The following is a 21,724-nucleotide window of genomic DNA, read 5'->3' on the forward strand; positions in this document are numbered from 1 at the left end:
AGGTTTTACAATTGATAAAAGAAAAACAAATTTAAGTCGAGCCTTTTGATACAAATTAAGCTAAGAAACATTTTCTTTATCATAGTAAATTTTTTCTTGGATAAAGAATGTTGTGAAAATATTAAAAATGTAAAATATTGATATAAAGTTGATGAACTAGTTCAGCCTCATTAAATCCAAACATTATCATTTGTTAAAAAGCTTCTAGTAAATCTAATTTTGTCTATGAGAAACTCTCGATTATTTAAATACACAAATGCAACTTATAATTCAAGTTTTCTATATATGGATGATGATGGGGGATAGTATGAACGGAAGGAAAGACATTTTAAATGCTTGGATTACGATAGAACAACTATCAGAAGGTTCTATTAATAAAAAAGATAAAGCTCTAAAGCCTTTATATACAGTGGAGAAGGACTGGAATAAGTTTTTTTTAGACTTTTTAACTAAACAAAAAGAACAGCAAAATGTATCAGATAAGTTCTTTAAGAAGTCGGGCTTAGTATTATATTTTGATATATTCAATTTTCAAGAGATTGTTGACATATTGAGGGAGAAATATAAGATCGCCAAGACCTGCGAAGAAGTTAGTAACTCTGACAAATTTACCTTCTCTTTATATTTTGATAACCAATTAAATTTCATAGCAGACAAATTGTTCTATACGATGAGCGGTTATATCCGCCGACATGGCGATTTACCGAAAGATATTTTAAAAGTTGAAAACTCATTTAGAGAAGACTTGAACAGAAAATTTGATGAGGATTTTAATACCGCATTTTCTGAACTCTTACAAAATTATAATGTTACTACAGAAAATTTCCGCTATGCATTTATGAAAAACTTGGATAATGGAGATGTGAATCTACATTCGTTTTTTATTGGAGATCTGAACAAGGCAAAGACAATCACTAATAAAAATTTGGATAGATATTTTAATGGCTTTTCTGGATACAGAAAAAATTTAGATGGTAAAAAAGAATCAACTCATTTTAATTCACATGTTTTCGAGATGATTTTGCAACCTAAATTTTATCCGTTGGGACGTTTCCCCAGTAATCCTAAGTTTGCGCTTTCATTCATGCAACAGGTTGCGGTAAATCTTGCTTTAAATGATGAAAATGATATTCGTAGTGTCAATGGACCGCCAGGAACAGGGAAAACAACACTGTTAAAAGATATTTTCGCTGATTTAGTAGTGCAACAGGCAGCGGAAATTTTACAGCTGTCTGATAAAAATATTCAAGGTAGTCTAGTTTATTGGCAGAGTGCCAAACTTGGTGTTTTACCGGATTCCATTTCAGATAAGAATATTATTGTAGCAAGTTCAAACAATGGGGCAGTCCAAAATATTGTTAAGGAGTTACCAAAGAAAGAAAAGATTGCTGACGATTTTCAAAAGCAACTAGAGGAAGCAAATTATTTTAAAGATGTTTCTAATTCTAAATTAACTGGTGAAGGTTTCGGAAAGAATCGCAAGATAAAAAGTGAGCTTTTAAATGAGGATAATTGGGGTACATTTTCGTTGGAAGGCGGAGCGTCAACAAACATTAACAAGTTACTTTTAACCATTGAAGTAATTGAAAAAGATTTAGAAGAAAATTATCAAGCGAATACAGATGTAAGTGTATATCAAGAATTCGCGTGTCTCTATGATGAATTAAAAACTGAAAGAGAAAAAATTCAGGAATATAGCAAGAAAATGTATTCTCTTCAAAAATTTAAAACCAAGCATAAGGAGCAAACCATTGCTTTTGAACAAGAAGTAACAGAGAAACGAGCAAATTTGATTTCACAGGAGGAAGAAGCGCAGCGTGAACTTGAAAGGCTGAGACAAGAAAGCGTAAATCTCCAAAAAAAGTTATCGGATTGTTCCATTGAAATCAAAAATTTGAATGATTTACAAGCTCAAGCTGAACGGAATTATGATGTAGTTACTTCACAAAAGCCAAGTTTTTTATGGTTCCAGAAAATATTTAATAAATCAAAAGTTGAGCAGTATTTCAAAAATCTCAATAATACGAATGCTCATTTAAATCATCTTTCTCAACAAAAGACTATATTGTTGAATGAGCGCATGAAATTCGAAAATGAACTAAAGGTAAATTCCGTTAAAATTGAATATACTCGGCAACAAATTCAGGACACAAAAGCTGATTTCGAACAATGGATGACTACTCAACAAAATGATTTGCAGAAATTGGAACAAGAAATTGCGTTATTAGAAAAACTCAAATTTCAAAGTGGAATAGAAGAACTAGATTTCTCACTATCATATGATGAACTTCAAAAGTCTAATCCATGGTTTACCAAGCGCTTTCGTATTTTACAATCAGAATTATTCATTTCAGCCTTAAAGGTTAGAAAGCAATTCCTGTATGAAAACAGAAAGAATTTGAGAGCGGCAAGAATTATTTGGAATAAACAGTCCGAATACATTGGAAAAGAGAATGGACATCAGTTAATTTCAGAATCATGGCAATGGTTGAATTTTGCTATCCCTGTTGTCAGTACTACTTTTGCTAGTTTTGGCAGGATGTTTAAAAACCTTAATGAAAATTCAATAGGTAACCTATTCATAGATGAGGCAGGCCAAGCACTACCGCAGGCAAGTGTTGGCGCAATTTTTAGAAGTAAAAAGGTTATGGTGGTTGGGGATCCATCACAAATAAAACCAGTGTTGACGTTAGATTCAAATGTCCTGACATTGATTGGAAGGTATTATAAAGTTGATGAAAAGTTTGTCTCTGCTGATGCTTCTACTCAAACGATTGTGGATGCTGCAAGTCAGTATGGTTTCCAAAAAAATGAGGATGAATGGATTGGCATACCACTTTGGGTGCACAGACGTTCAAACTATCCGATGTTTACGATTTCAAATGAAATCTCGTATGATGGGTTGATGGTACAAGGTAAATCAGAAGATGAGTCACAAGGAAAATCACAATGGTATGATTCAACCGGAAAAGCAAATGACAAATTTGTTAAAGAACAAGCTGACTTACTGAAAAGTCTGATTGATAAGCGTTTGCAGGAAAATCCAGACTTAGCGGAAGAAATCTATGTTATATCTCCATTTAGAAATGTGGCTTATAAACTTGCACAAGTTTTAGATGAAATTAACTTTACGAAACGCGAAAATGGGAAAAAAACAAACATCGGAACTGTCCATACTTTTCAAGGAAAAGAAGCAAAAATTGTCTATTTTGTTCTTGGAGCGGACACTAATAGCAGTGGGGCAGCAAGATGGGCTGTTTCTGATCCAAATATGATGAATGTTGCAGCTACACGAGCTAAAGAAGAATTTTATGTTATTGGCGATAAGAAATTGTATGCCTCACTTGGGAGTGAAGTGGCAAATAAAACGATTTCGATTATTGAAGACTATAACAGGTAATCAGCGTTAGTATTCCCGTGGAATGTAACTGGCCTAAAGTCCTTAAAATACCCTTTTTATAGTGATATAGAAAAGTTCGGAGAAAAGTATTCTAGTCATCTGCCAAATTAAAATGAAATGGAAATATCATTTCTAATACTAACCAAGAATATAATAAACTCTATTGTTGAACCGCTTTAAATCATAAAGGTAAACATACACTTTTAATAATCGTGAATCCGATTATTACTGTATTGCTGTTTAAGATTCATTTTAAGATTATTTTCTCGCTTAAACTAAACTTCCGCTCAAACATAATGTTCAAAACCTAAGCTTCCTTTACCTGCTCTCAAGGTACAATAGAGAATAATAGCCTGTTTTCTGCTTATACAATTCATTAAGATATGGATTTATTTTCTACACATGGTAAAAGAAGCAACCTACTGTTGCTTCTCTTTCACCATCTTAATAAAGAGAAAGAAGACAATGAATACGATAAAATAATTCAATGGATTCTTAACGATGCTTATCTCCAGCGAAATTTGTAAGAGAATCCAGAGAATGAAGATGGCTAGTATTGAAGGAATGATGATTTTGTACATGTCGACCACCTTCCATAGTTAGTAAAAGAAAGGGGCGCGGGCCCCTTTTTCTTCATGGTTAAAAGCAAGATGCGGCAGCTCCTGTCATTGCACCGCCAACAGCGCCGGTAATTGCTCCAACGGCACCCGCTCCTACTGTTCCGATGCCGGGTATTGTAACTGTTCCTACAGCAGCTCCTGCGAGACCCAGTGTGCCGCCGCCAGTTACCGCACCACCGCCAGTACCTAAAATACATTTCCCGACTGATTGGGTGCTGATTGAACCGCTCGTTTTTCCAGCGTCTTTGTTTACGACTTTGACTAAAATGCCATTTTTGATTTTTTCATATTTCAGTGTAACGGGGTCACCATTTTTGTCAGTAGAGCTTTTCGGAAGAGCCTGCTCCTCGCCCGTTATGTTGTCTTTTAGGGTTGCATTGCCTTTAGCGTCAATATGAACATCTGCATGATTGAACGTCATCTTCAGCTCACTGTCGTTGAGGTTCTCAACTTTGTATGTAGCTTGGGATGCTGCGGCAGCCGCAGCATGGGGTAAAACCGGGAGGGCAAAGGCACCTACTAGGAATACCAAGGCTGCCAGTTTCACTGCGGTTAGCTTCATTTTGCTTTGCATAATTGATCCTCCTCCTTTGGTTGCCATACTAACAAAGGCATTCTGCATCTTAAACCCTTACCATATAAAATGATAAAAAATTCACCCAATTTCATCACATTAACCAACAAGGTTTGTATGTTTCCCTTCGAAAGTCATAGGAGAGTAGGGTTCATATCTGATGCGAAGTTATCAAGGAGGGAAGAAACCAGAAGAGCCCAGAGAAGCACCTTTATTGCAAACAACAGCTTCTTTTCGCATTTTCCACACGACAGTATAAATCCCTTTCCGTCACGGAAACCTAGTGGAAAAGGTTTCTGAAAGGAGGGGGCGTATGATGAAAAGTGAAAAAATTCAAAACAAAACATCTTTGGTTTGGAAGATGGCGATTGCATCTGCGGTTTCTTGGGAAGCGGCAAAACTGGCGGGCTCTGATCATCCCTATTTAGCGCCTCTATCTGTTATCTTATGTTTGCAGCCAACGATAGATCAGTCGATTCGCTTTTCTTTTCATCGTATTGCGGGAACTGCGATTGGGATCATGCTAACGTCCTATCTTGTCAGTCACTTGCCAATGAATGGCTGGATGCTGGGGCTGTTCCTGTTAGGCGGTACTTACATTGCGAAGTGGTTACGAATAGATGTAACGGTTTTACATCAGGCAGCGCTCACCATTTTGTTGGTCTTTACGTTTGAACGGAACTCTAAAGATTATGCATTCGACCGAATCATCGATACGGTGATCGGCGTCATCAGCGCCATTCTGGTTCACATGTTCCTTTTTCCGCCGGACTACACAAAAAAGGCAGCGGACTCTTTTCAAACATTGGCTCGTCAGCTTTCCGGCACACTTTCAGACCTCTCCAAATGGGTTCAATCAGAGTGGGGACAAGGAAAAGGGAACCTTATGGAATATAAAATGAACCATCTTCTGCAGGAGCTGCATACGGCAAAAGAGATGCTGCAAACAGCCTCTGACAGCTTAAAATTCAACCCCGTCAGAAAAAAACATAAAAACATCATTTCAAGCTATCAAATAGAGATGCAAAAGTTGAGCGCCGGATTTGAGTATCTATCAAATATAGTGAAAACGTTAAAAGAATGGGAAAAAGAAGGAGCTTTATCTTCAAGTGACAAAAGGGAGCTGGGGAATGATTTACAAGTGTTAAGTGAATACTTTGCGGGCTTTAAAGGCATACAGCAGGGTGAAACAGACAACTGGAAACAGAAGGAACAAGACATGTTATTGGAATCTCTCCGCTCCGACATGCTGTCGCACCCGCCGCCCGGTCATAAGGTCTATAAAGACTCTTTTTTTTTAGAAACGAAGAAATTGCTGAAGCGTTTGTAATGTTTTCTGGAAATAAAGAATACGGATATACAGATGCAGATATGATCAGGTAAAAGCGGGGGACATGAAATGGATGATATACACCGGATTTTGGATGTCATCGCCAATTCTAAAAACGCTAAGGTACTGGCTACCATCATTAAAACAGAGGGGTCCGCTTATAAGAAAGAAGGGGCTTCGATGCTGATTTTAGGGGATAAAACAAGAGTCGGAATCTTATCCGCCGGTTGTCTGGAAGAAGATCTCGTTGAACGGTCGGAACAGGTCTGGGCTGCAGGACAGCCGTTGATTGTCCGCTTTGATATGAGCGCGGAGGACGATTTATCCTGGGGACAGGGCATTGGCTGTAATGGTGTTTTGACGGTTTTGCTTGAGCCTGTAAAAGGGGAATTGGAACGAAATCTGATGACAGTCAAGACATGCTTAGATGAAAAAAAGTCTGTGACCCGAGTGAAACGATTCACTGAAACGTTAGAGCCGAAGGAAGATCTGTATATAGCTGAAGACGGCAGCGTGTTTGGAACCGGGGATGTTATGGAACAAAGCCGTATTCAAAAACTGAGACAGATAGAAAAGGGAATCAAAAGGGATGAACATACATCTGATTTATTTTTTATCCATCAGATGGTGCCAAAGCCTTGTCTATATGTCTTCGGAGCAGGAGAAGATGCGAGGCCGTTAGTTTCGTTGGCAGCCGGTACGGGTTTTCATGTGACGGTGATTGACTGGCGCCCCGCTTTATGTCATCACGGACATTTTCCTGAAGCCGGCCATTTGATAACGGGAGCACCGGAAGAAGTCATGGAAGGCCTGAGCATGACAAAAAGGGATTTTGTTGTCATTATGACGCACAGCTTTCAAAAAGATCAGATCATTTTACATACATTAAAAAACAAGAATGTGTTTTATAAAGGCGTTTTAGGTCCCAGAAGGCGCACGGAGCGGCTTTTAGGCGGGGCTGAGATTCCGGAAGATATTCATTCCCCTATTGGGCTTCCTATCGGGGCACAAGGGCCTGAGGAAATTGCTGTAAGCATTGTCGGCGAGATGATTAAAAAAATGCGAAAGCAAAGGTCTGCTTTATGAAAACAGCAGCCATTTACCTGGCAGCCGGTACAAGCAGACGCATGGGGACGGATAAGCGAAGTTTATTTCTCAATGGCGTCTCTCTGGGAAGTATAGCTCTTAAAAATGCCTTGTTATCTGAATTAGATCATATTTTCGTTATAACGAGAAAGGGAGATTCACTGCATTGGCTTTCGGATTTTTTCTTTTTAGATCCCATATCAAATAAGTGGAGCCAGGCAGAATGTGAGAAAGCGGGTAAGGGCCAAGGCCATTCTATACAATGCGGTTTACAAAAAGCGGCAGAGTATGAGGCTGACGCCGTTATCATTCTCCTTGCAGATCAGCCGTTTGTCACCGCAGATATTATCAATACGTTAATTGATTCCTATCACAAGGAGAGCCGTTATTCATTTATCGCCGCTGAAAATCAACATCTTCCTATGCCCCCCATTTTATTCTCCAATCAATGTTTCCCGGTATTGCATCAGTTAAAGGGAGATCAGGGCGCCCGGCATGTGATCCGTGAAAGTATGATCAAGACGGGAAAAATGATCAGCTTTCAAGACCCTTTGCTTTTTTATGACGTCGATACAGCTGAAGATTATACGCTGCTGCTGAATAAATTCGGGGAGTGAATGAGTTGGAGTATATCGGGAAGAGTGTCATTCGGAAAGAAGCCCTTGAAAAAGTGACGGGTAAAGCGAAATATACGGATGATTTTCAAGAAACAGGGACGTTACACGCAAAAATGCTGACCAGTCCATATGCGCATGCCGATATTGTGTCTATGGACTTTTCAGAAGCTTGGAAGATTCCCGGAGTGAGAGCGATATTGGGTGATGAACCTTTTCCGCTTGCAGGTGAGGAAATTAAAGACAGATCGCCGATTGCTTATAAAAGGGTCAGATACCATGGTGAGCCGGTTGCTGTTGTTGTTGCGGAAAATCCGATTACAGCTAAAAAGGCAGCGGATGCCATCAAAGTATCTTATAAACCTCTTCCCGTCGTCAATTCCCCCCGTGAGGCCTTTCAAAAGGATGCGCCACTCGTCCATGAACATGCGGACCGCTATGAGAAGACAAAAGGTGTATTCCCGGTTCCGAAGACAAATATCGCAAACCTGGATAAGGTTAGAAAAGGAAATATTGAAGACGGGTTTAGGGAAAGTGATGTGACAGCAGAATTCCAGATTTCCTTTAACCCTTCTGATCACGCTGCGATGGAGACAAGATGCTCGATTGCTGAAATTCGCGCGGATGAGGAGATTATCATTACCACATCTTCTCAAGCTCCTTTTGCCATTAAAAAATTAATGCAGTGGTATTTTGGAATCGAACCCGGAAAGGTTATCGTCAAAACGCCTTTAGTAGGAGGAGCGTACGGGGGAAAAGCAGCCGTTCAGTTAGAGGTGATTGCCTATTTGGCATCAAAAGCGGTTGGAGGCCGACCCGTCAAATTATTTAATACGAGAGAAGAGGATATGATCACATCTCCCGTTCATATAGGATTGGATGCCATTGTTAAATTAGGGGCTGCAAAGGATGGAATCTTAAAGGCGGCAGACATTCAGCTTTTATTTGATGGCGGAGCGTATTCTGATAAAGGAGTGGACATCAGCCGGGCTGCAGTGGTTGATTGTACGGGTCCGTACGCTATCGACCATATACGGTGTGATTCATATTGTATGTATACGAATCATCCATATCCAAGTGCATTCAGGGGCTACAGCCATGCTGAAGTGTTATTTGCCTTTGAGCGGACGATGGATGTATTGGCGGAAAAGCTGAACATGGACCCGTTAGAACTCCGCTATAAAAATGCCATTCGTCCCGGTGACACTACACCTACTCAAGTTCTTCTCAATTCAAGCACGGTCGGAAATGTGCCGAAATGCATTGAAAGATTGAAGGAATTAATGAATTGGGACGAGGGACAGCGAATTGAAATCGACGGCCGGAAGATACGGGCGAAGGGAATCAGCTGCATTTGGAAAACTTCAACATTTGATACAAATGCAACGTCCGGGGTTCTTTTAACCTTTAATCCCGATGGAAGCATTAATTTGATGTCAGGGGTAGTAGAAATTGGAACAGGGACAAAAACAGTGCTAGCCCAAATCCTGGCGGAACGAATGAAAATGGATATAAGCAAAATTCATGTAAAAATGCTTATAGATACACAAACAACACCCGAGCATTGGAAAACCGTGGGGAGCAGAGGGACGTTAATGGCCGGAAATGCCGTACTGAATGCAGCGGAGGAAGCCATTCGAAAGCTTAAGGACGTGGCATCATGTGTGTTGCGGGTTCCTGTCGAGGAATTGGAAGTGGCCGACGGAAAGGTTTATTTTATAGATCATCCTTCTGTACATGTTGAAATAAAAGACATTGCTTACGGATATACGTTTCCAAATGGAAATACCATTGGCGGCCAAATCATTGCGAGCGGCAATTACACATTAACCCGGATGACGAATTTAGACCGGGAAACGGGAAGAGGAAAGCCGGGACCCGAGTGGGCTGTCGGTGCTCAGGGAATTGAAGTTGAGTTGGATAAACGGGATTATACGTACAGAATTACTAAAGCCTATTCTGTTGTGGATATGGGAACTGTACTGAATGAAAAAGCGGCAAGGGGCCAAGTGATGGGGGCGATGAGTATGGGAATTGCATTTGGAGGAAGAGAGACCTTTTTATTTGATTCATATGGAAGAGTATTAAATCCTCAGCTTAGAACATACCGCCCCCTTCACTATGGAGAGCAGCCTGAATATATCATTGAATTTGTTGAAACCCCGCATGTGATTGCGCCTTATGGGGCGCGCGGCGGCGGGGAACACGGACTGTTGGGGATGCCGGCAGCATTGGGAAATTGCCTGTCCGCCGCTTTAGGTGTCCAATTGAATCAACTTCCTCTCATTCCCGAACAATTATGGAGGACGCAAGAGGGGTGGAAAGATGATACCGTTTGATTTTGACTATTTTAAACCGAAGACCATTCAAGAAACAACCCGCCTGTTTCACTCGCTTGCGGCCGAAAAGAAAACACCAATGTATTATTCCGGCGGCACGGAAATTATCACGTTAGGAAGGCTGAATATCGTCTATACGGATGCGGTGATAGATATGAACGCGCTTCCGGGATTTCACGCGATCCGCTTTTATGAAAATGATCTGGTGATCGGAGCAGGCGTGTCATTAACGAAACTGGAGGAAGAAAATCCATTTCCGCTATTAAGTAAAACGGTAAGTGAAATAGCGGATCGGACGACTCGAAATAAAATCAGCCTGGGCGGAAACATTTGCGGGGGCATCTATTACCGTGAGGCCGTGCTTCCGTTGTTGATTTCTGATAGTTTGATAGGGATTGCAGGGAGAGCGGGGATTCATTACCATCCTATAAATAAAGTATTTAATAGGGAAATACAATTGCAAAAAGGAGATTTTTTATTTCATGTCGTTGTCGATCGAGCGTACGTTGACCTGCCATTTGTCAGTATCAAAAGAAGACAGCAGTGGAATGTCGGGTATCCATTGGTGACAGTCTGTGCGCTGAAAAAAGATGATGAGATCAGAATGGCCTTCAGCGGCGTATGTCCATTTCCGTTTCGTTCTGCTGAAATGGAGGCTGTGCTTAACGATAAAAGCCGATCAGCAGAAGAAAGAGTACGCAGGTCTTTACAATATGTACCCAAACCTGTTCTTGATGATGCAGAAGGCTCAAGTGAATACCGAATATTTGTCTTGCAACATACAATTTTAGATGCCTTATGGGAATTAGAAGGAGGTCCAAATGTCTGATCCTATTACGTTGAAAGTAAATGGCGAGGAAAGACAGATTACGGTCAGACCGGCTGATACTTTGTTATTTGCTCTTCGTCTTCGTCTCGGATTAACTGGTGCAAAGCCGGGCTGCTTAAATGGGGATTGCGGCGCCTGTACGGTATTAATGGACGGGGTGCCGATGAAATCTTGTTTAATGCTTGCGGCAGAAGGGGAAGGAAAGGACATTACGACAATTGAAGGACTGATCAATACGCCGATTCAAAAGGCCTTTATTGAAAAATTCGCGTTTCAATGCGGTTATTGCACACCGGGGTTTCTCATGAATTGTCATGCTTTAGTGAATACTGAGCCGAATGCAAGTGATGACACGATAAAAAATTGGCTGGAGTCCAATATTTGCAGATGTACGGGTTATAGGGAGATTGAAGAAGCGGTTAAATCCGTTTTACGTACAGGGAAAGGGACTCATTAGTCCGTAACCGTAAAAAAAAGAGCTCAGAGAATCATCTCTGAACTCCATATTCTTCACTTCATATACCGATACTCCCGCAGTTTCTCCAAAATCGCCACTTCTTTCATCAGTTCTTCACCGACGTTTGTTTCTTTCACTTTCTTCCGCTCCAGCTCTTTGTCGACTAATCGTTTCACTGTTAAGACGTCGGTTCCGGTGCTCAGCACTTCGGCCTTAGAGTTAAAGTGTTTATGGGCGACGAGCTGCATGCCGTAAGAGTTGTATAAGAGTGTGTAGCCGGCGATGCCTGTTGTGGATTGGTAGGCTTTGGAGAAGCCGCCGTCGATGACGATCATTTTTCCGTTTGCCTTGATCGGATCTTCGCCTTCGATTTCTTTTACCGGTGTATGGCCGTTGATGATATGGCCGTGATCCGGGTTGAGGCCGAATTCCTTCAGGATGTTTCGGCAGGCTGCTTCGTCTTCACGCAAATAGTAATACGGATTTTTCTTTTCTTTATGCGTTTCCTTCTCTTTAATGAAGTATCGCTCAAAGGTTGTCATGGCGCGTTTTCCGAAGAGGGAAGAGTATTCGCCTGTCCATAAGTACCAAGTCATATCTGTCGCCAGATCATCGGTTTCTTCCGGATGGGCGAAGGCTTCTCGTAAGAACCGTTCAAATACATCGAGCAGCTCACGGCCCGCATAAGCTTTATCCTCTATCATCATCGTTTCCATGCTGCCGTTTTCATCGACGGGAATACAGCCGTGAATCAGCAGGTTGCCGTTATATTTTAAATAAAGGCTGCCTTTTTTCATCATAAAATTCATATGGCGGCCCAGCTTTTCGGAGTTCTGAACAGAGAACAGCAGCTTGTCCATGACTTCCGCTTCTTCTTCTAACAGCTCGTCAGGCTGTTTAGGATTCACCGTCGCAAAGCAGGTGTTTTCCAGCTGATATGTTTTTCCGTTCAGCGTGATTTCATTGCGGTCATAATCAATCTTTTCCAGTAACAGACGTTCCTCCATATTAAAGTTCGGCCGTCTCTTAATAATCGGGCTCTCAAGCTTGAATTGGATCATCGCGATCGCCTGATGAATTTTTGTGATTTGTTTAATCTCATCTTCCGGTCTGTTTTCGTCCGCTTTCGGGCGGAAAGACGGGTTATCATCGTAATATTTTTCGGCAAGGTTCAATAGCGGTCTCAGATTGATGCCGTAAACGTCTTCAATAATATCCAGATTGTCATAGCGGGCACAGATGCGGATAATGTTTGCCAGGCATACTTTTGAGCCGGAATAAGCGCCTATCCAGAGAACATCATGATTCCCCCATTGAATATCCACTGAATGATAGTTGATCAGTTCTTCCATGATTTTATCCGGCTGCGGTCCGCGGTCATAAATATCGCCGACAACATGCAGATGGTCGACCACCAATCGCTGCGTGCTGTAGGCAAGGCCGGTGATCAGCTTATCGGCCTGGCCGAGCGCAATGATCTGTTCTATGATTTCGGAATAGTATTGTTCCTTGTTGGCGGCTTGTTCTGTTTTGTACAGCAGCTCTTCGGAAATATAAGCAAATTGGGCGGGCAGTGCTTTGCGCAATTTGGAGCGGGTGTACTTGGAAGAACAATAAGAAACGAGCTTAATCATCCGATGAATCGTTTCTTTATACCACTCGTTTAATGCCTCTTTCGTATCAAAGTCATGTTTGATCAGTTTCAGTTTGTCCTCAGGATAATAGACCAAAGCCGCCAGCTCATCAATTTCTCTATCGTAAATGACACCGCTGAAAATATCGCGGATCTTCTCTTTTACCCTTCCTGAACCGTTCCGCAGCACGTGCTGGAATGCCTGATACTCCCCGTGCAGATCACTGACGAAATGCTCGGTTCCTTTCGGCAGGTTCAGTATCGCTTTCAGATTAATGATTTCCGTGACCACTTTTTCTTCACAATCGTATTTTTGTGCGAGCAGATCTAAATATTTCGTTTCCAATCTCGTCCATCCCCTTTTTATTTACGAGCAATTGTATGATAAGGTGAATTTAAAGTATGACATAATGTTTACATTATTAGACCTTATATGATAGTACCGCATAACACCTTTTTGAGACAATGAAAACGGAAAATACGGCGCTTCAGGCATCGAAAATTGGACCGGGATAACGCCGTGAGCTCATCCCCCTATTGACAATGAATTCAACTTCCATTAGAATAAAAAGTTAGCTGATAGGTATTTCTATCAGAAACTCAATACGTAGCAGGCTATGATTGCTGTGGGTCGCACTACAGCAGGAGCGGCTTCTGGAGAGACCGCGGGTTTTCCGCGGCGCCGAAGGGTTCACAATCTCAGGCAAAAGGACAGAAGAGTACCGAATATGTATTTGTCATGCTGTTGATTGTCAGCGGCGCAAATATAATTTGATATTCTTATGACCATGAGATTGGAGGGCATCCAATCTCTTTTTTTATTGGCTTTTTTTGCTCGTCGTTCACTAGAGAGGTAAGGAGGAGTCAGATGTGGAGCAGCGAGAGCTAAAGAGGGACTTATCGAATCGGCACGTGCAGCTGATCGCCATTGGCGGCACGATCGGCACCGGATTGTTTTTAGGGTCCGGTAAGGCGATTCAGCTGGCGGGTCCTTCTATCATCTTTGCGTATTTTATTGTAGGTATTGCGCTTTTTTTCGTCATGCGGGCGCTGGGAGAACTGCTGTTATCTAAAGCGGGCTACCAATCATTAACGGATATTGCCGAAGCGTATTTAGGGCCGCGTGCAGCGTTTGTCACCGGCTGGACCTATTGGTTTTGCTGGATTATGACGGCTATGGCGGATGTGATCGCCGTCGGTGTGTATGTGAAATATTGGTTTGATATTCCGCAGTGGGTTCCTGCACTTATCTGTTTGCTCATTTTATTAGGGCTTAATTTGTTAACGGTTAAGATTTTTGGAGAATTGGAGTTTTGGTTCGCCTTAATTAAGGTAGTCACGATTCTCGCGTTAATTGTCATCGGTGTAGTTCTGCTGGTGATTGGGTTCAAAACGCATACCGGAACGGTTTCAGCGGCGAATCTGTGGGAGCACGGCGGCTTGTTTCCGAACGGATTTTCAGGCTTTTTGCTTTCGTTCCAGATGGTGATCTTCGCCTATGTCGGTGTGGAATTAGTGGGTGTGTCGGCGGCGGAAACGTCAAATCCGAAAAAAAATATTCCGTCCGCTATCAATAAAATTCCATTGCGGATTTTATTTTTCTACGTCGGGGCATTGCTCATTCTTTTATGTATTAACCCGTGGATGCAGTTGAATGCGGCGGAAAGTCCTTTTGTGAAGACCTTCAGTCTGGTCGGTATCCCGTTAGCCGCGGGAATCATTAATTTTGTCGTATTAACGTCTGCCGCTTCTGCTTGTAACAGCGGGATGTTTTCAACAAGCCGGATTTTGTATAACTTAAGCAAAACGAAACAGGCGCCTGCAAGTTTTGCGAAGCTGAATAAAAATCATGTGCCGAGCCGCGCATTATGGATATCGGTTATTGTGCTGTCAGCCGGCGCTCTTTTAAGCAAATTGATACCGGAAGCGGCCTTTGGCATCGTGACAACCATCAGCGCGATTTGTTTCATTTGGGTGTGGGGCGTGATTCTTGTCTGTCATATCAGATACAGGAAAACCCGTCCGGACTTACATGCAAGCTCGTCTTTCAAGGCGCCGTTTGCGCCGTTTATCAATTACGCCGTGCTGGCGCTGTTTGCCGTTATTCTGGTGATTATGCTGTTTGCGGATGCAACGCGCCCGGCTTTGCTGCTGACGCCGCTGTGGTTTATTGGATTATTTCTTATCTATCGGGCGAGAGGGAGAAAGACAGATTGAATTGCTTCAGACGGTGTACTGCCATGCAGTACGCCGTTTTTTGTTTTGATTGGAAAGCGGGAATATTTGTTAGAAATCAGGCTATAATGATTGTATAATTTTAAAAAAGTGTATAATTTTAAATTAAGCGAGGTGGTAATATGAAGTATGAGAAGTTATCTAAGCTTTTTTATAAAATGGATGCTGATTCATATGAGAAAGAATGTAAAAAGAGAACAAGCAGCTATGGCAGTTATTCAACATCATTAAACATACGGGGGTTCCGAAAAGGCCGACCCACGGGCGATTCATTTGAGTTATTCTATGTGAATACACATAAACTCATGAAGCTGAATAATGAAGTGTTGTTAAACAGTTCCAAAATTTCATCCCTTATCAGTCAGCTCCCCGAATTTGCCGTCAAACCTTATTTTGATAAATTAATTATTAATGAAGCACAGAGTAATAATGAAATTGAAGGAATCCGCAGTACAAAAAAAGAATTGAAAGAGGCTCTTAAAGCGTTAGAACAATCCGAGCCCTCACATAAGCGGTTTGTCGGATTGATGAAAACATATCAATTTATAGACCGAATTCCGTCGTTTACAAGCATTCATGACTTTAGGGAATTATATGACGAGCTGGTCGCAGATGAAATCGGAGCAGAAGATGCGCCGGATGGTGAGCTATTCAGAAAAGGCTATGTTGAAGTGAACGATGGGAACATGACCACCCATATCGGCGTTAATTCTGAACAGAAGATAACAGAAGCGCTTGAGGCTTTAATTGCTTATCTTCATGATGAAACACATCCCCAGCTGTATCGTTACATGACAGCTCATTACTACTATGAATACATTCACCCTTTTTATGACGGCAATGGAAGAACAGGACGCCTTATCGTTGGGAGTTATTTGTCCCGATACTTAGAAAAATATTCAGCCATCACTTTTTCTTACGCAGTTAATAAGAACAAAGATAAGTATTATAAGGCATTAGAGGAAATTCCCGCACCTTTAAACCGGGGAGAGCTGACTTTTTATTTAATGGATATGCTGGAATTGCTTCTGTCAGGACAAAAAGGGATTATTGAGGATCTTGAATTTAATTTAATGAAACTGAAACGAATTAGGAACTATATTGATAGCGATCAATGGGCTGATTATAAAGATGAACGTGATATTTTTAATATCATTATCACGATTAATGTATTTGTAAATGATCAGGTTACGCTGTCGGTGCAAGACTTAATGGAGCTCTCAAATAAATCGAGACATAAAATTAACAGAGTAATGGATTATTTAGAACAGCAAGGATTTGTTGAGCTGGTAAGCAGAAGGCCAAAATCTTATAAAATCAGGGAGGATTGTTTAGAGGAGATACTGCCTTCTTAATTCATATTTAAAAAAGCCGCCATATGAATGGCGGCTTTCACATTAATTCCGGATCAAATAATCAAATGCGCCTAAAGCGGCAGTTGCACCTGATCCCATGGAGATAATGATTTGGTTGTACGGGCCGTCTGTGCAGTCCCCTGCGGCAAATAGGCCGGGAACGCTTGTCGCGCCGCTCTTATCGACGATGATTTCGCCGATGCGGTTGCGTTCGACAGTTTCGTCTAACCATTCTGTATTAGGCACGAGACCGATTTGGACGAATACACCTTGAAGTTCAACGTGTTTTTCTTCGCCTGTTTCACGGTCAACGAACGTAATGCCGTTTACGTTTTGATCGCCTGTGATTTCTTTCGTTTGTGCATTTTTGTGCACAGTGACGTTTGGCAGGCTGTAAAGACGTTTTTGCAGGACTTCGTCTGCTTTCAGTTCAGGCGCGAATTCCAGCACAGTCACGTGATTGACGATACCTGCAAGGTCAATCGCCGCTTCGATTCCGGAGTTTCCGCCGCCGATAACCGCTACGTCTTTGCCTTCAAACAATGGTCCGTCACAGTGCGGGCAGTATGCAACACCTTTGTTTTTGAACTCTTGCTCACCAGGTACGTTGACATTGCGCCAGCGGGCACCTGTTGAAAGGATCACTGTTTTACTTTTCAGTACAGCGCCGTTTTCAAGTTCAAGTTCGAAGAGGTCTTTTTTCTCAAGGCGTTTCGCGCGCTGAAGGTTCATGACGTCAATATCATAATCTTTCACGTGCTCTTCAAGGCTTGCGGCGAGCTTCGGTCCTTCAGTCGCTTTGACGCTGATGAAGTTCTCGATGCTCATGGTGTCGAGTACCTGGCCGCCGAAGCGTTCAGCGACGACACCGGTGCGGATGCCTTTACGCGCCGTGTAGATCGCCGCGCTTGCGCCGGCAGGTCCGCCGCCGACAACAAGAACGTCAAACGGGTCTTTGTCGGCAAACTCAGACGCATCTGCGCCGCTGCCCATTTTCGCGAGAATCTCTTCGATGGTCATACGGCCGCTTCCGAAAGATTCACCGTTTAAGAAAACAGTCGGAACAGCCATAATGTTTTTGCTTTCTACTTCTTCTTTGAATGCCGCGCCGTCAATCATTGTATGTGTGATATTCGGGTTGAGCACGCTCATCATGTTTAATGCTTGGACGACATCAGGGCAGTTGTGGCACGTCAGGCTGATATAAGACTCAAAGCGGTATTCTCCGCTGATGTTCTTAATCTGGTCAATGACCTTTTGATCAGCCTTAGGCGCTCTGCCGCTGACTTGAAGCAATGCCAGCACTAAAGATGTAAATTCGTGGCCGAGAGGAACACCGGCGAATGTAACGCCTGTGTCTTCTCCGGTACGATTAACGCTGAAGCTCGGTGTTCTGTTTAATTCAGTTTTTTCAACTGAAATTTTAGATGACATGGAAGCCAGCTCGTCAACGAGAGCCAGCATGTCCTTAGAAGTGTCATCGTCACCGGCGCTTACTTTGAGAACAATGTCGTTCTCAATTAGCTGCATGTATTGATTTAATTGTGCTTTGATATTTGCATCAAGTACCAATGGAATGCACTCCTTAGATTTTACCTACCAAATCAAGGCTAGGTGTAAGTGTTTCGCCGCCTTCTTCCCATTTAGCCGGGCAGACTTCACCTGGGTTTTGACGAACGTATTGAGCTGCTTTTACTTTGTTTACAAGGTTGCTTGCGTCACGGCCGATACCGCCTGCATTGATTTCAACTGTTTGGATGACGCCATCAGGATCGATGATGAATGTTCCGCGGTCAGCAAGACCAGTTTCTTCGTCAAGAACGTCGAAGTTGCGGGAGATCGTTTGAGATGGGTCACCGATCATTGCGTAAGTGATTTTGCCGATTTTTTCAGAGCTGTCATGCCAGCCTTTGTGTACGAAGTGAGTATCTGTAGAAACAGAGTATACTTCAACACCTAATTCTTTCAGTGCAGCGTATTGTCCTTGAAGATCTTCAAGTTCAGTCGGGCAAACGAAAGAGAAATCCGCTGGGTAGAAGCAGAAAACGCTCCATTGACCTTTCAAATCTTCGTTTGTTACATCGATGAATTCACCGTTTTTGAAAGCTTTTGCTTCGAATGGCAGTACTTCTTTTCCGATTAAAGACATAATATCTTCCTCCTGAAATGTGATTTGAAATATATTAAAAAGACAAAGCATTCACTTTATCTTTCAATAATAATTCTAATTATATATAGATTATTAAATAACATTTATTTTTTGTCAAGCTATATGGGGTATTATTTTCTGCTTTTTTTGCTTCAGACGTTAAAAAACGCCTGGTATAAGCGGTTTGGCGCTGTTTGTCATGTTTAGCGCCGGGCGAAAGGGGGATTCTCAATTGGTGAATCGAAACAGTAGGAATCAACCCCTCTATATGGCAGTATAAACCAAAGGGGGTATGATCATGCAAATAAATAACATTACTTTGTACAGTTGTGCGTTGGAGGAGACGAAACACTTCTATGAACGGGTGTTAGGTTTTCCTTTAATTGATGAGTCCGGTGATTCGTTTACCATCAAGGCGGGAGAAAGTGAGTTGGAATTCAGGCGCGCCGATTCTCACTCTCAACCGACGTATCATTTTGCGTTTAACATTCCGAATAATCGTTTTGATGAGGCGAAGGCGTGGATAAAGGATAAAGTCGTTTTTCAAACGGAAGATGGGGAGGATGAGGTGTATTTCTCCCATATTCAGGCGCGTTCCTTTTATTTTAAAGATCCGTCCAACAATCTGGCGGAATTCATCGCGAGAGACACATCGCCGGCAAGCGCGGAACGTTTTTCGATTGAGTCCGTCCTGAATATCGGCGAGGTGAATCTGACGGCTGCCGAGGTGGTATCGACCGGGAAGGAGCTGCAGCGTTTCGGCATTCCGGTGAGAAAGCATGCGCCTCTTAGTGAAAACGGGTTTCATTTTATGGGTGATTACAATGATGGGGCGTTTTTGCTTTTAGGGCCGAACGGGCGCCGCTGGATTTTTTCTGATCAGCATGCGGAGTTTCATCCGCTGTCTGTCGTTGTGAACGGGACGATCCGCATTGAGGCTGACGGAAAGGGCGGCATTGACATCAGGCGGGCACAGCCGTCATAAAAAAGCCCGGGCTCAAAAGGCCCGGACTTGAGGTCATTATTTATAGACAACACGGGTGCTGCACATGATGTCGTGCAGCGTTTTTTTCTCTCCGAAGGCGCCCATGATGAATCCGATATAAAGAATGAGCTTAGATATGATATATGCGAAAGCGCGTCCGAAGGCCTGGCCGATGGAAATGCGTCCGCCATCTTCATTGACGACCTTAAGGCCTAGCAATGCTTTTCCCAGTGTCCCCTGCATCTTTGAGGCCGTGAGCAGGCTGAAATATAAGATACTGATCACAAAAGAGCTCGCAAGAATCGGGATGACGCCGAACACCAGAAAAGAGATGTTAAACTGATTTTCGGTCATGAAGGGGTCAGCCGCCGCAACGCCTGCCGCAAATAAAAAAGAGACCATAAATTGAATGATAAAAATCGGAATTCCTATGATGATTTGATCAATGACGTAAGCCAGAAACCGAATCCAAAATCCTGCCGGTCTTTCCATGTATCTTTTTCTCTCCCTTGCTTTAATCTGGAATATTATACGTAATCATTCCGGATTTTGCAACGGAGCTTAAGCTTCTGCGAGCAGCCTCTTTCCCCATGCCAAGCGTCCCATGATCAGTCCGAAAGCCAGAAGGGCAAACATGATGCCGCACCACATCAGCTGATGGATTCCCAAATGGGAAATAAACCAGCCGCCCGCCGCCGTTCCGATGGTGATGCCGAGGTTGGAAAAAGAGACAAACAGGCTGTTGCCGAATTCGGGGGCCTCCTTTGCTTCCGCAGTAAGCCATGTCTGGCTGACAATGAGCCCGCCGGAATGAACGGCGCCCCATACGAAGACGAGGACGGCCATCGGCGCGAAAGACGTCCCAAACCCGTATATGAGCAAGTAGGCGGCTGTATAAAGAAGCGGAAACAGGATGACGGTCTTTTTCATATTTTTATATAACAAAGCGCCGAAGACGAAATTCCCGGCTATCATAATCACTCCGAAGCTCATCAGCATGAAGCTGACCCATGTGCCGTTCATATGGGACACCCGTCCGAGGTACTCCGCAAAATAGCTGTAGACAGAAAACATGGCCGCAAAGAGACAGGTGACGGCAGCGATATTAAGCCACAAGACCGGCTTGCGAAGGATGCCGAGCTGGCTTCTGAAAGACATGTTTTCTGTGACCGGCATGGATGGCAAAAAGAGAAGAATACCTGTGAATGCGATGAGACTGATGATAGCGCCGAATAGGAATGCTGATTCAAGGGAGAGACGATCCGCCAGATAAGACGTGAAAGGCACGCCGAACGCAAAGCCGGCGGTGATGCCTGAAAAGACTTTCGTTACGGCTTTTCCGGATTGGCCGGCGGGGACAAGCCGGGCCGCGGCCGCAAGCGCTACAGAAAAGAACACCGGGTGGCATAAAGCCGGAATGATCCGAAACGCCAGCATGACACTGAAATGCGCCGTATACGCGTAGACCGCATTTGAAACGGCAAACATCAGCACCGCCAAAAGCAGAATGTATTTCCGGTTTATACCTGAAGCAAGCAAGGTTAAAAACGGTCCCGACACAGCGACGATGAACGCGAAAATACTGACAAGCCACCCCGCTTTTGAAGCAGAAATATGAAATCTGTCCGCCACTTGCGGAAGAACGCCGATAATGCCCATTTCAGTCGTGATAATTCCGAAAACCCCTAATGCCAAAAACAGAATGAAGATGGAGCTGCTTTTTTTCATTGTTATGTATGCCTCCTTTTATAACTACATATACAGAAAAATAGATATGTTAGAACAAAAAAAACCTCCTTTCATGGTTATAGCTGGTGCTGAACATAGTCAGCAAAGGCTTTAATTTGTTTTTCATTCCTTCTGTAATAGGTCCATTTTCCGATTCGTTCGGATTCCAGCAGGCCGGCTTTTTGCATGGTCAGCAGGTAGCTGGAGATGACGGACTGCGCAAGCCCCGACTTTGCCTGAATATCACCGACGCAAATTCCGGTGCGGAAGCTGAGTCCCTGATCAAGGTAAGGTTTTTCATCAAAATGGTCCTCCGGGTGTTTAAGCCACGTCATAATATCACTTCGTGTTTTGTTAGATAACGCTTTATGAATCAATATCGGTTCCATA

General features: G+C 42.9%; 18 protein-coding genes and 1 riboswitch. Of the genes, 10 read left to right on the plus strand and 8 right to left on the minus strand.

Features of this window, described 5'->3' with window-relative positions:
• Positions 1–307 precede the first annotated feature (307 nt).
• Entirely contained in the window at positions 308–3,400 is a 3,093-nt protein-coding gene (locus G9F75_RS19995) for an AAA domain-containing protein (RefSeq protein WP_021494649.1), read from the plus strand.
• A gap of 419 nt (positions 3,401–3,819) precedes the next feature.
• Here G9F75_RS19995 and G9F75_RS00605 read toward each other — a convergent pair whose 3' ends face one another.
• Both G9F75_RS00605 and G9F75_RS00610 read right to left on the minus strand, forming a co-directional pair.
• Positions 3,820–3,981: a hypothetical protein gene (locus G9F75_RS00605; protein WP_004393168.1), complete on the minus strand. Its 162-nt coding sequence runs from the start codon at positions 3,979–3,981 to the stop codon at positions 3,820–3,822.
• A gap of 58 nt (positions 3,982–4,039) precedes the next feature.
• A complete protein-coding gene (locus G9F75_RS00610; protein ID WP_064108051.1) occupies positions 4,040–4,594 on the minus strand; it encodes a hypothetical protein in 555 nt (184 codons plus the stop codon).
• A gap of 313 nt (positions 4,595–4,907) precedes the next feature.
• Between G9F75_RS00610 and G9F75_RS00615 the strand changes: the two genes are divergently transcribed.
• The 6 genes from G9F75_RS00615 to G9F75_RS00640 all read left to right on the plus strand — a co-directional run bounded on the left by G9F75_RS00615 (position 4,908) and on the right by G9F75_RS00640 (position 11,249).
• Complete coding sequence (locus G9F75_RS00615) at positions 4,908–5,924, plus strand: FUSC family protein (protein ID WP_022554022.1); 1,017 nt, start codon at positions 4,908–4,910, stop codon at positions 5,922–5,924.
• Between the two features lie 69 nt (positions 5,925–5,993).
• Positions 5,994–7,010 carry an XdhC family protein gene (locus tag G9F75_RS00620; protein WP_022554021.1) on the plus strand — a complete coding sequence of 339 codons (1,017 nt, stop codon included), beginning with the start codon at positions 5,994–5,996 and terminating at the stop codon, positions 7,008–7,010.
• Complete coding sequence (locus G9F75_RS00625) at positions 7,007–7,627, plus strand: NTP transferase domain-containing protein (protein ID WP_167408865.1); 621 nt, start codon at positions 7,007–7,009, stop codon at positions 7,625–7,627. The genes G9F75_RS00620 and G9F75_RS00625 overlap by 4 nt, the downstream gene beginning before the upstream one ends.
• Before the next feature lie 5 nt (positions 7,628–7,632).
• The gene (locus G9F75_RS00630; RefSeq protein WP_167408866.1) at positions 7,633–9,963 is read left to right on the plus strand and encodes a xanthine dehydrogenase family protein molybdopterin-binding subunit; all 2,331 of its coding nucleotides are present in this window, start codon (positions 7,633–7,635) and stop codon (positions 9,961–9,963) included.
• Positions 9,950–10,792, plus strand: a complete 843-nt coding sequence (locus tag G9F75_RS00635) for an FAD binding domain-containing protein (protein WP_065180362.1) — start codon at positions 9,950–9,952, stop codon at positions 10,790–10,792. The genes G9F75_RS00630 and G9F75_RS00635 overlap by 14 nt, the downstream gene beginning before the upstream one ends.
• Positions 10,785–11,249 (plus strand): (2Fe-2S)-binding protein, encoded by a 465-nt coding sequence (locus G9F75_RS00640; protein ID WP_101287693.1) that lies wholly within the window; start codon positions 10,785–10,787, stop codon positions 11,247–11,249. Before G9F75_RS00635 ends, G9F75_RS00640 begins: the two co-directional genes overlap by 8 nt.
• 53 nt (positions 11,250–11,302) lie before the next feature.
• On the opposite strand, the gene fbp is transcribed toward G9F75_RS00640, so the two are convergent.
• Complete coding sequence (gene fbp, locus G9F75_RS00645) at positions 11,303–13,228, minus strand: fructose-1,6-bisphosphatase (protein WP_014419314.1); 1,926 nt, start codon at positions 13,226–13,228, stop codon at positions 11,303–11,305.
• Between the two features lie 298 nt (positions 13,229–13,526).
• A riboswitch (glycine riboswitch) is annotated at positions 13,527–13,607 on the plus strand.
• A gap of 145 nt (positions 13,608–13,752) precedes the next feature.
• On the opposite strand from fbp, the gene G9F75_RS00650 reads away from it, so the two are divergent.
• Together G9F75_RS00650 and G9F75_RS00655 are read left to right on the plus strand one after the other, a co-directional pair.
• Complete coding sequence (locus tag G9F75_RS00650) at positions 13,753–15,099, plus strand: amino acid permease (protein ID WP_063636563.1); 1,347 nt, start codon at positions 13,753–13,755, stop codon at positions 15,097–15,099.
• A gap of 140 nt (positions 15,100–15,239) precedes the next feature.
• Positions 15,240–16,472, plus strand: a complete 1,233-nt coding sequence (locus G9F75_RS00655; RefSeq protein ID WP_065180360.1) for a Fic family protein — start codon at positions 15,240–15,242, stop codon at positions 16,470–16,472.
• Positions 16,473–16,514: 42 nt separating this feature from the next.
• Here the strand turns inward: G9F75_RS00655 and ahpF are convergent, their stop codons facing one another.
• Positions 16,515–18,044 carry an alkyl hydroperoxide reductase subunit F gene (ahpF, locus tag G9F75_RS00660; protein WP_021494656.1) on the minus strand — a complete coding sequence of 510 codons (1,530 nt, stop codon included), beginning with the start codon at positions 18,042–18,044 and terminating at the stop codon, positions 16,515–16,517.
• A gap of 13 nt (positions 18,045–18,057) precedes the next feature.
• Positions 18,058–18,621 carry an alkyl hydroperoxide reductase subunit C gene (ahpC, locus tag G9F75_RS00665; protein ID WP_004393188.1) on the minus strand — a complete coding sequence of 188 codons (564 nt, stop codon included), beginning with the start codon at positions 18,619–18,621 and terminating at the stop codon, positions 18,058–18,060.
• Positions 18,622–18,919: 298 nt separating this feature from the next.
• Here ahpC and G9F75_RS00670 point away from each other — a divergent pair, with 298 nt between their 5' ends.
• Positions 18,920–19,606 (plus strand): VOC family protein, encoded by a 687-nt coding sequence (locus G9F75_RS00670; RefSeq protein ID WP_106067788.1) that lies wholly within the window; start codon positions 18,920–18,922, stop codon positions 19,604–19,606.
• A gap of 36 nt (positions 19,607–19,642) precedes the next feature.
• Here G9F75_RS00670 and G9F75_RS00675 read toward each other — a convergent pair whose 3' ends face one another.
• The 3 genes from G9F75_RS00675 to G9F75_RS00685 all read right to left on the minus strand — a co-directional run bounded on the left by G9F75_RS00675 (position 19,643) and on the right by G9F75_RS00685 (position 21,723).
• Positions 19,643–20,098 (minus strand): RDD family protein, encoded by a 456-nt coding sequence (locus G9F75_RS00675; RefSeq protein WP_014419310.1) that lies wholly within the window; start codon positions 20,096–20,098, stop codon positions 19,643–19,645.
• Positions 20,099–20,167: 69 nt separating this feature from the next.
• Entirely contained in the window at positions 20,168–21,334 is a 1,167-nt protein-coding gene (locus G9F75_RS00680) for an MFS transporter (protein ID WP_029972996.1), read from the minus strand.
• A 77-nt stretch (positions 21,335–21,411) separates the two neighbouring features.
• Positions 21,412–21,723, minus strand: coding sequence for an ArsR/SmtB family transcription factor (locus G9F75_RS00685; protein WP_014722059.1), 312 nt, complete (start codon positions 21,721–21,723; stop codon positions 21,412–21,414).
• Position 21,724 lies beyond the last annotated feature (1 nt).

This window comes from Bacillus sp. EKM208B, from assembly GCF_011800725.1.
Taxonomy (GTDB): Bacteria; Bacillota; Bacilli; order Bacillales; family Bacillaceae; genus Bacillus; species Bacillus velezensis.

Bases quoted from the DNA above. Each gene is read 5' to 3' on its own strand.
- G9F75_RS19995 (WP_021494649.1), top strand. From the start codon at position 308: ATGAACGGAAGGAAAGACATTTTAAATGCTTGGATTACGATAGAACAA.
- G9F75_RS00605 (WP_004393168.1), bottom strand. From the start codon at position 3,981: ATGTACAAAATCATCATTCCTTCAATACTAGCCATCTTCATTCTCTGG.
- G9F75_RS00610 (WP_064108051.1), bottom strand. From the start codon at position 4,594: ATGCAAAGCAAAATGAAGCTAACCGCAGTGAAACTGGCAGCCTTGGTA.
- G9F75_RS00615 (WP_022554022.1), top strand. From the start codon at position 4,908: ATGATGAAAAGTGAAAAAATTCAAAACAAAACATCTTTGGTTTGGAAG.
- G9F75_RS00620 (WP_022554021.1), top strand. From the start codon at position 5,994: ATGGATGATATACACCGGATTTTGGATGTCATCGCCAATTCTAAAAAC.
- G9F75_RS00625 (WP_167408865.1), top strand. From the start codon at position 7,007: ATGAAAACAGCAGCCATTTACCTGGCAGCCGGTACAAGCAGACGCATG.
- G9F75_RS00635 (WP_065180362.1), top strand. From the start codon at position 9,950: ATGATACCGTTTGATTTTGACTATTTTAAACCGAAGACCATTCAAGAA.
- G9F75_RS00640 (WP_101287693.1), top strand. From the start codon at position 10,785: ATGTCTGATCCTATTACGTTGAAAGTAAATGGCGAGGAAAGACAGATT.
- G9F75_RS00655 (WP_065180360.1), top strand. From the start codon at position 15,240: ATGAAGTATGAGAAGTTATCTAAGCTTTTTTATAAAATGGATGCTGAT.
- ahpC (WP_004393188.1), bottom strand. From the start codon at position 18,621: ATGTCTTTAATCGGAAAAGAAGTACTGCCATTCGAAGCAAAAGCTTTC.
- G9F75_RS00670 (WP_106067788.1), top strand. From the start codon at position 18,920: ATGCAAATAAATAACATTACTTTGTACAGTTGTGCGTTGGAGGAGACG.
- G9F75_RS00675 (WP_014419310.1), bottom strand. From the start codon at position 20,098: ATGGAAAGACCGGCAGGATTTTGGATTCGGTTTCTGGCTTACGTCATT.
- G9F75_RS00680 (WP_029972996.1), bottom strand. From the start codon at position 21,334: ATGAAAAAAAGCAGCTCCATCTTCATTCTGTTTTTGGCATTAGGGGTT.
- G9F75_RS00685 (WP_014722059.1), bottom strand. From the start codon at position 21,723: ATGGAACCGATATTGATTCATAAAGCGTTATCTAACAAAACACGAAGT.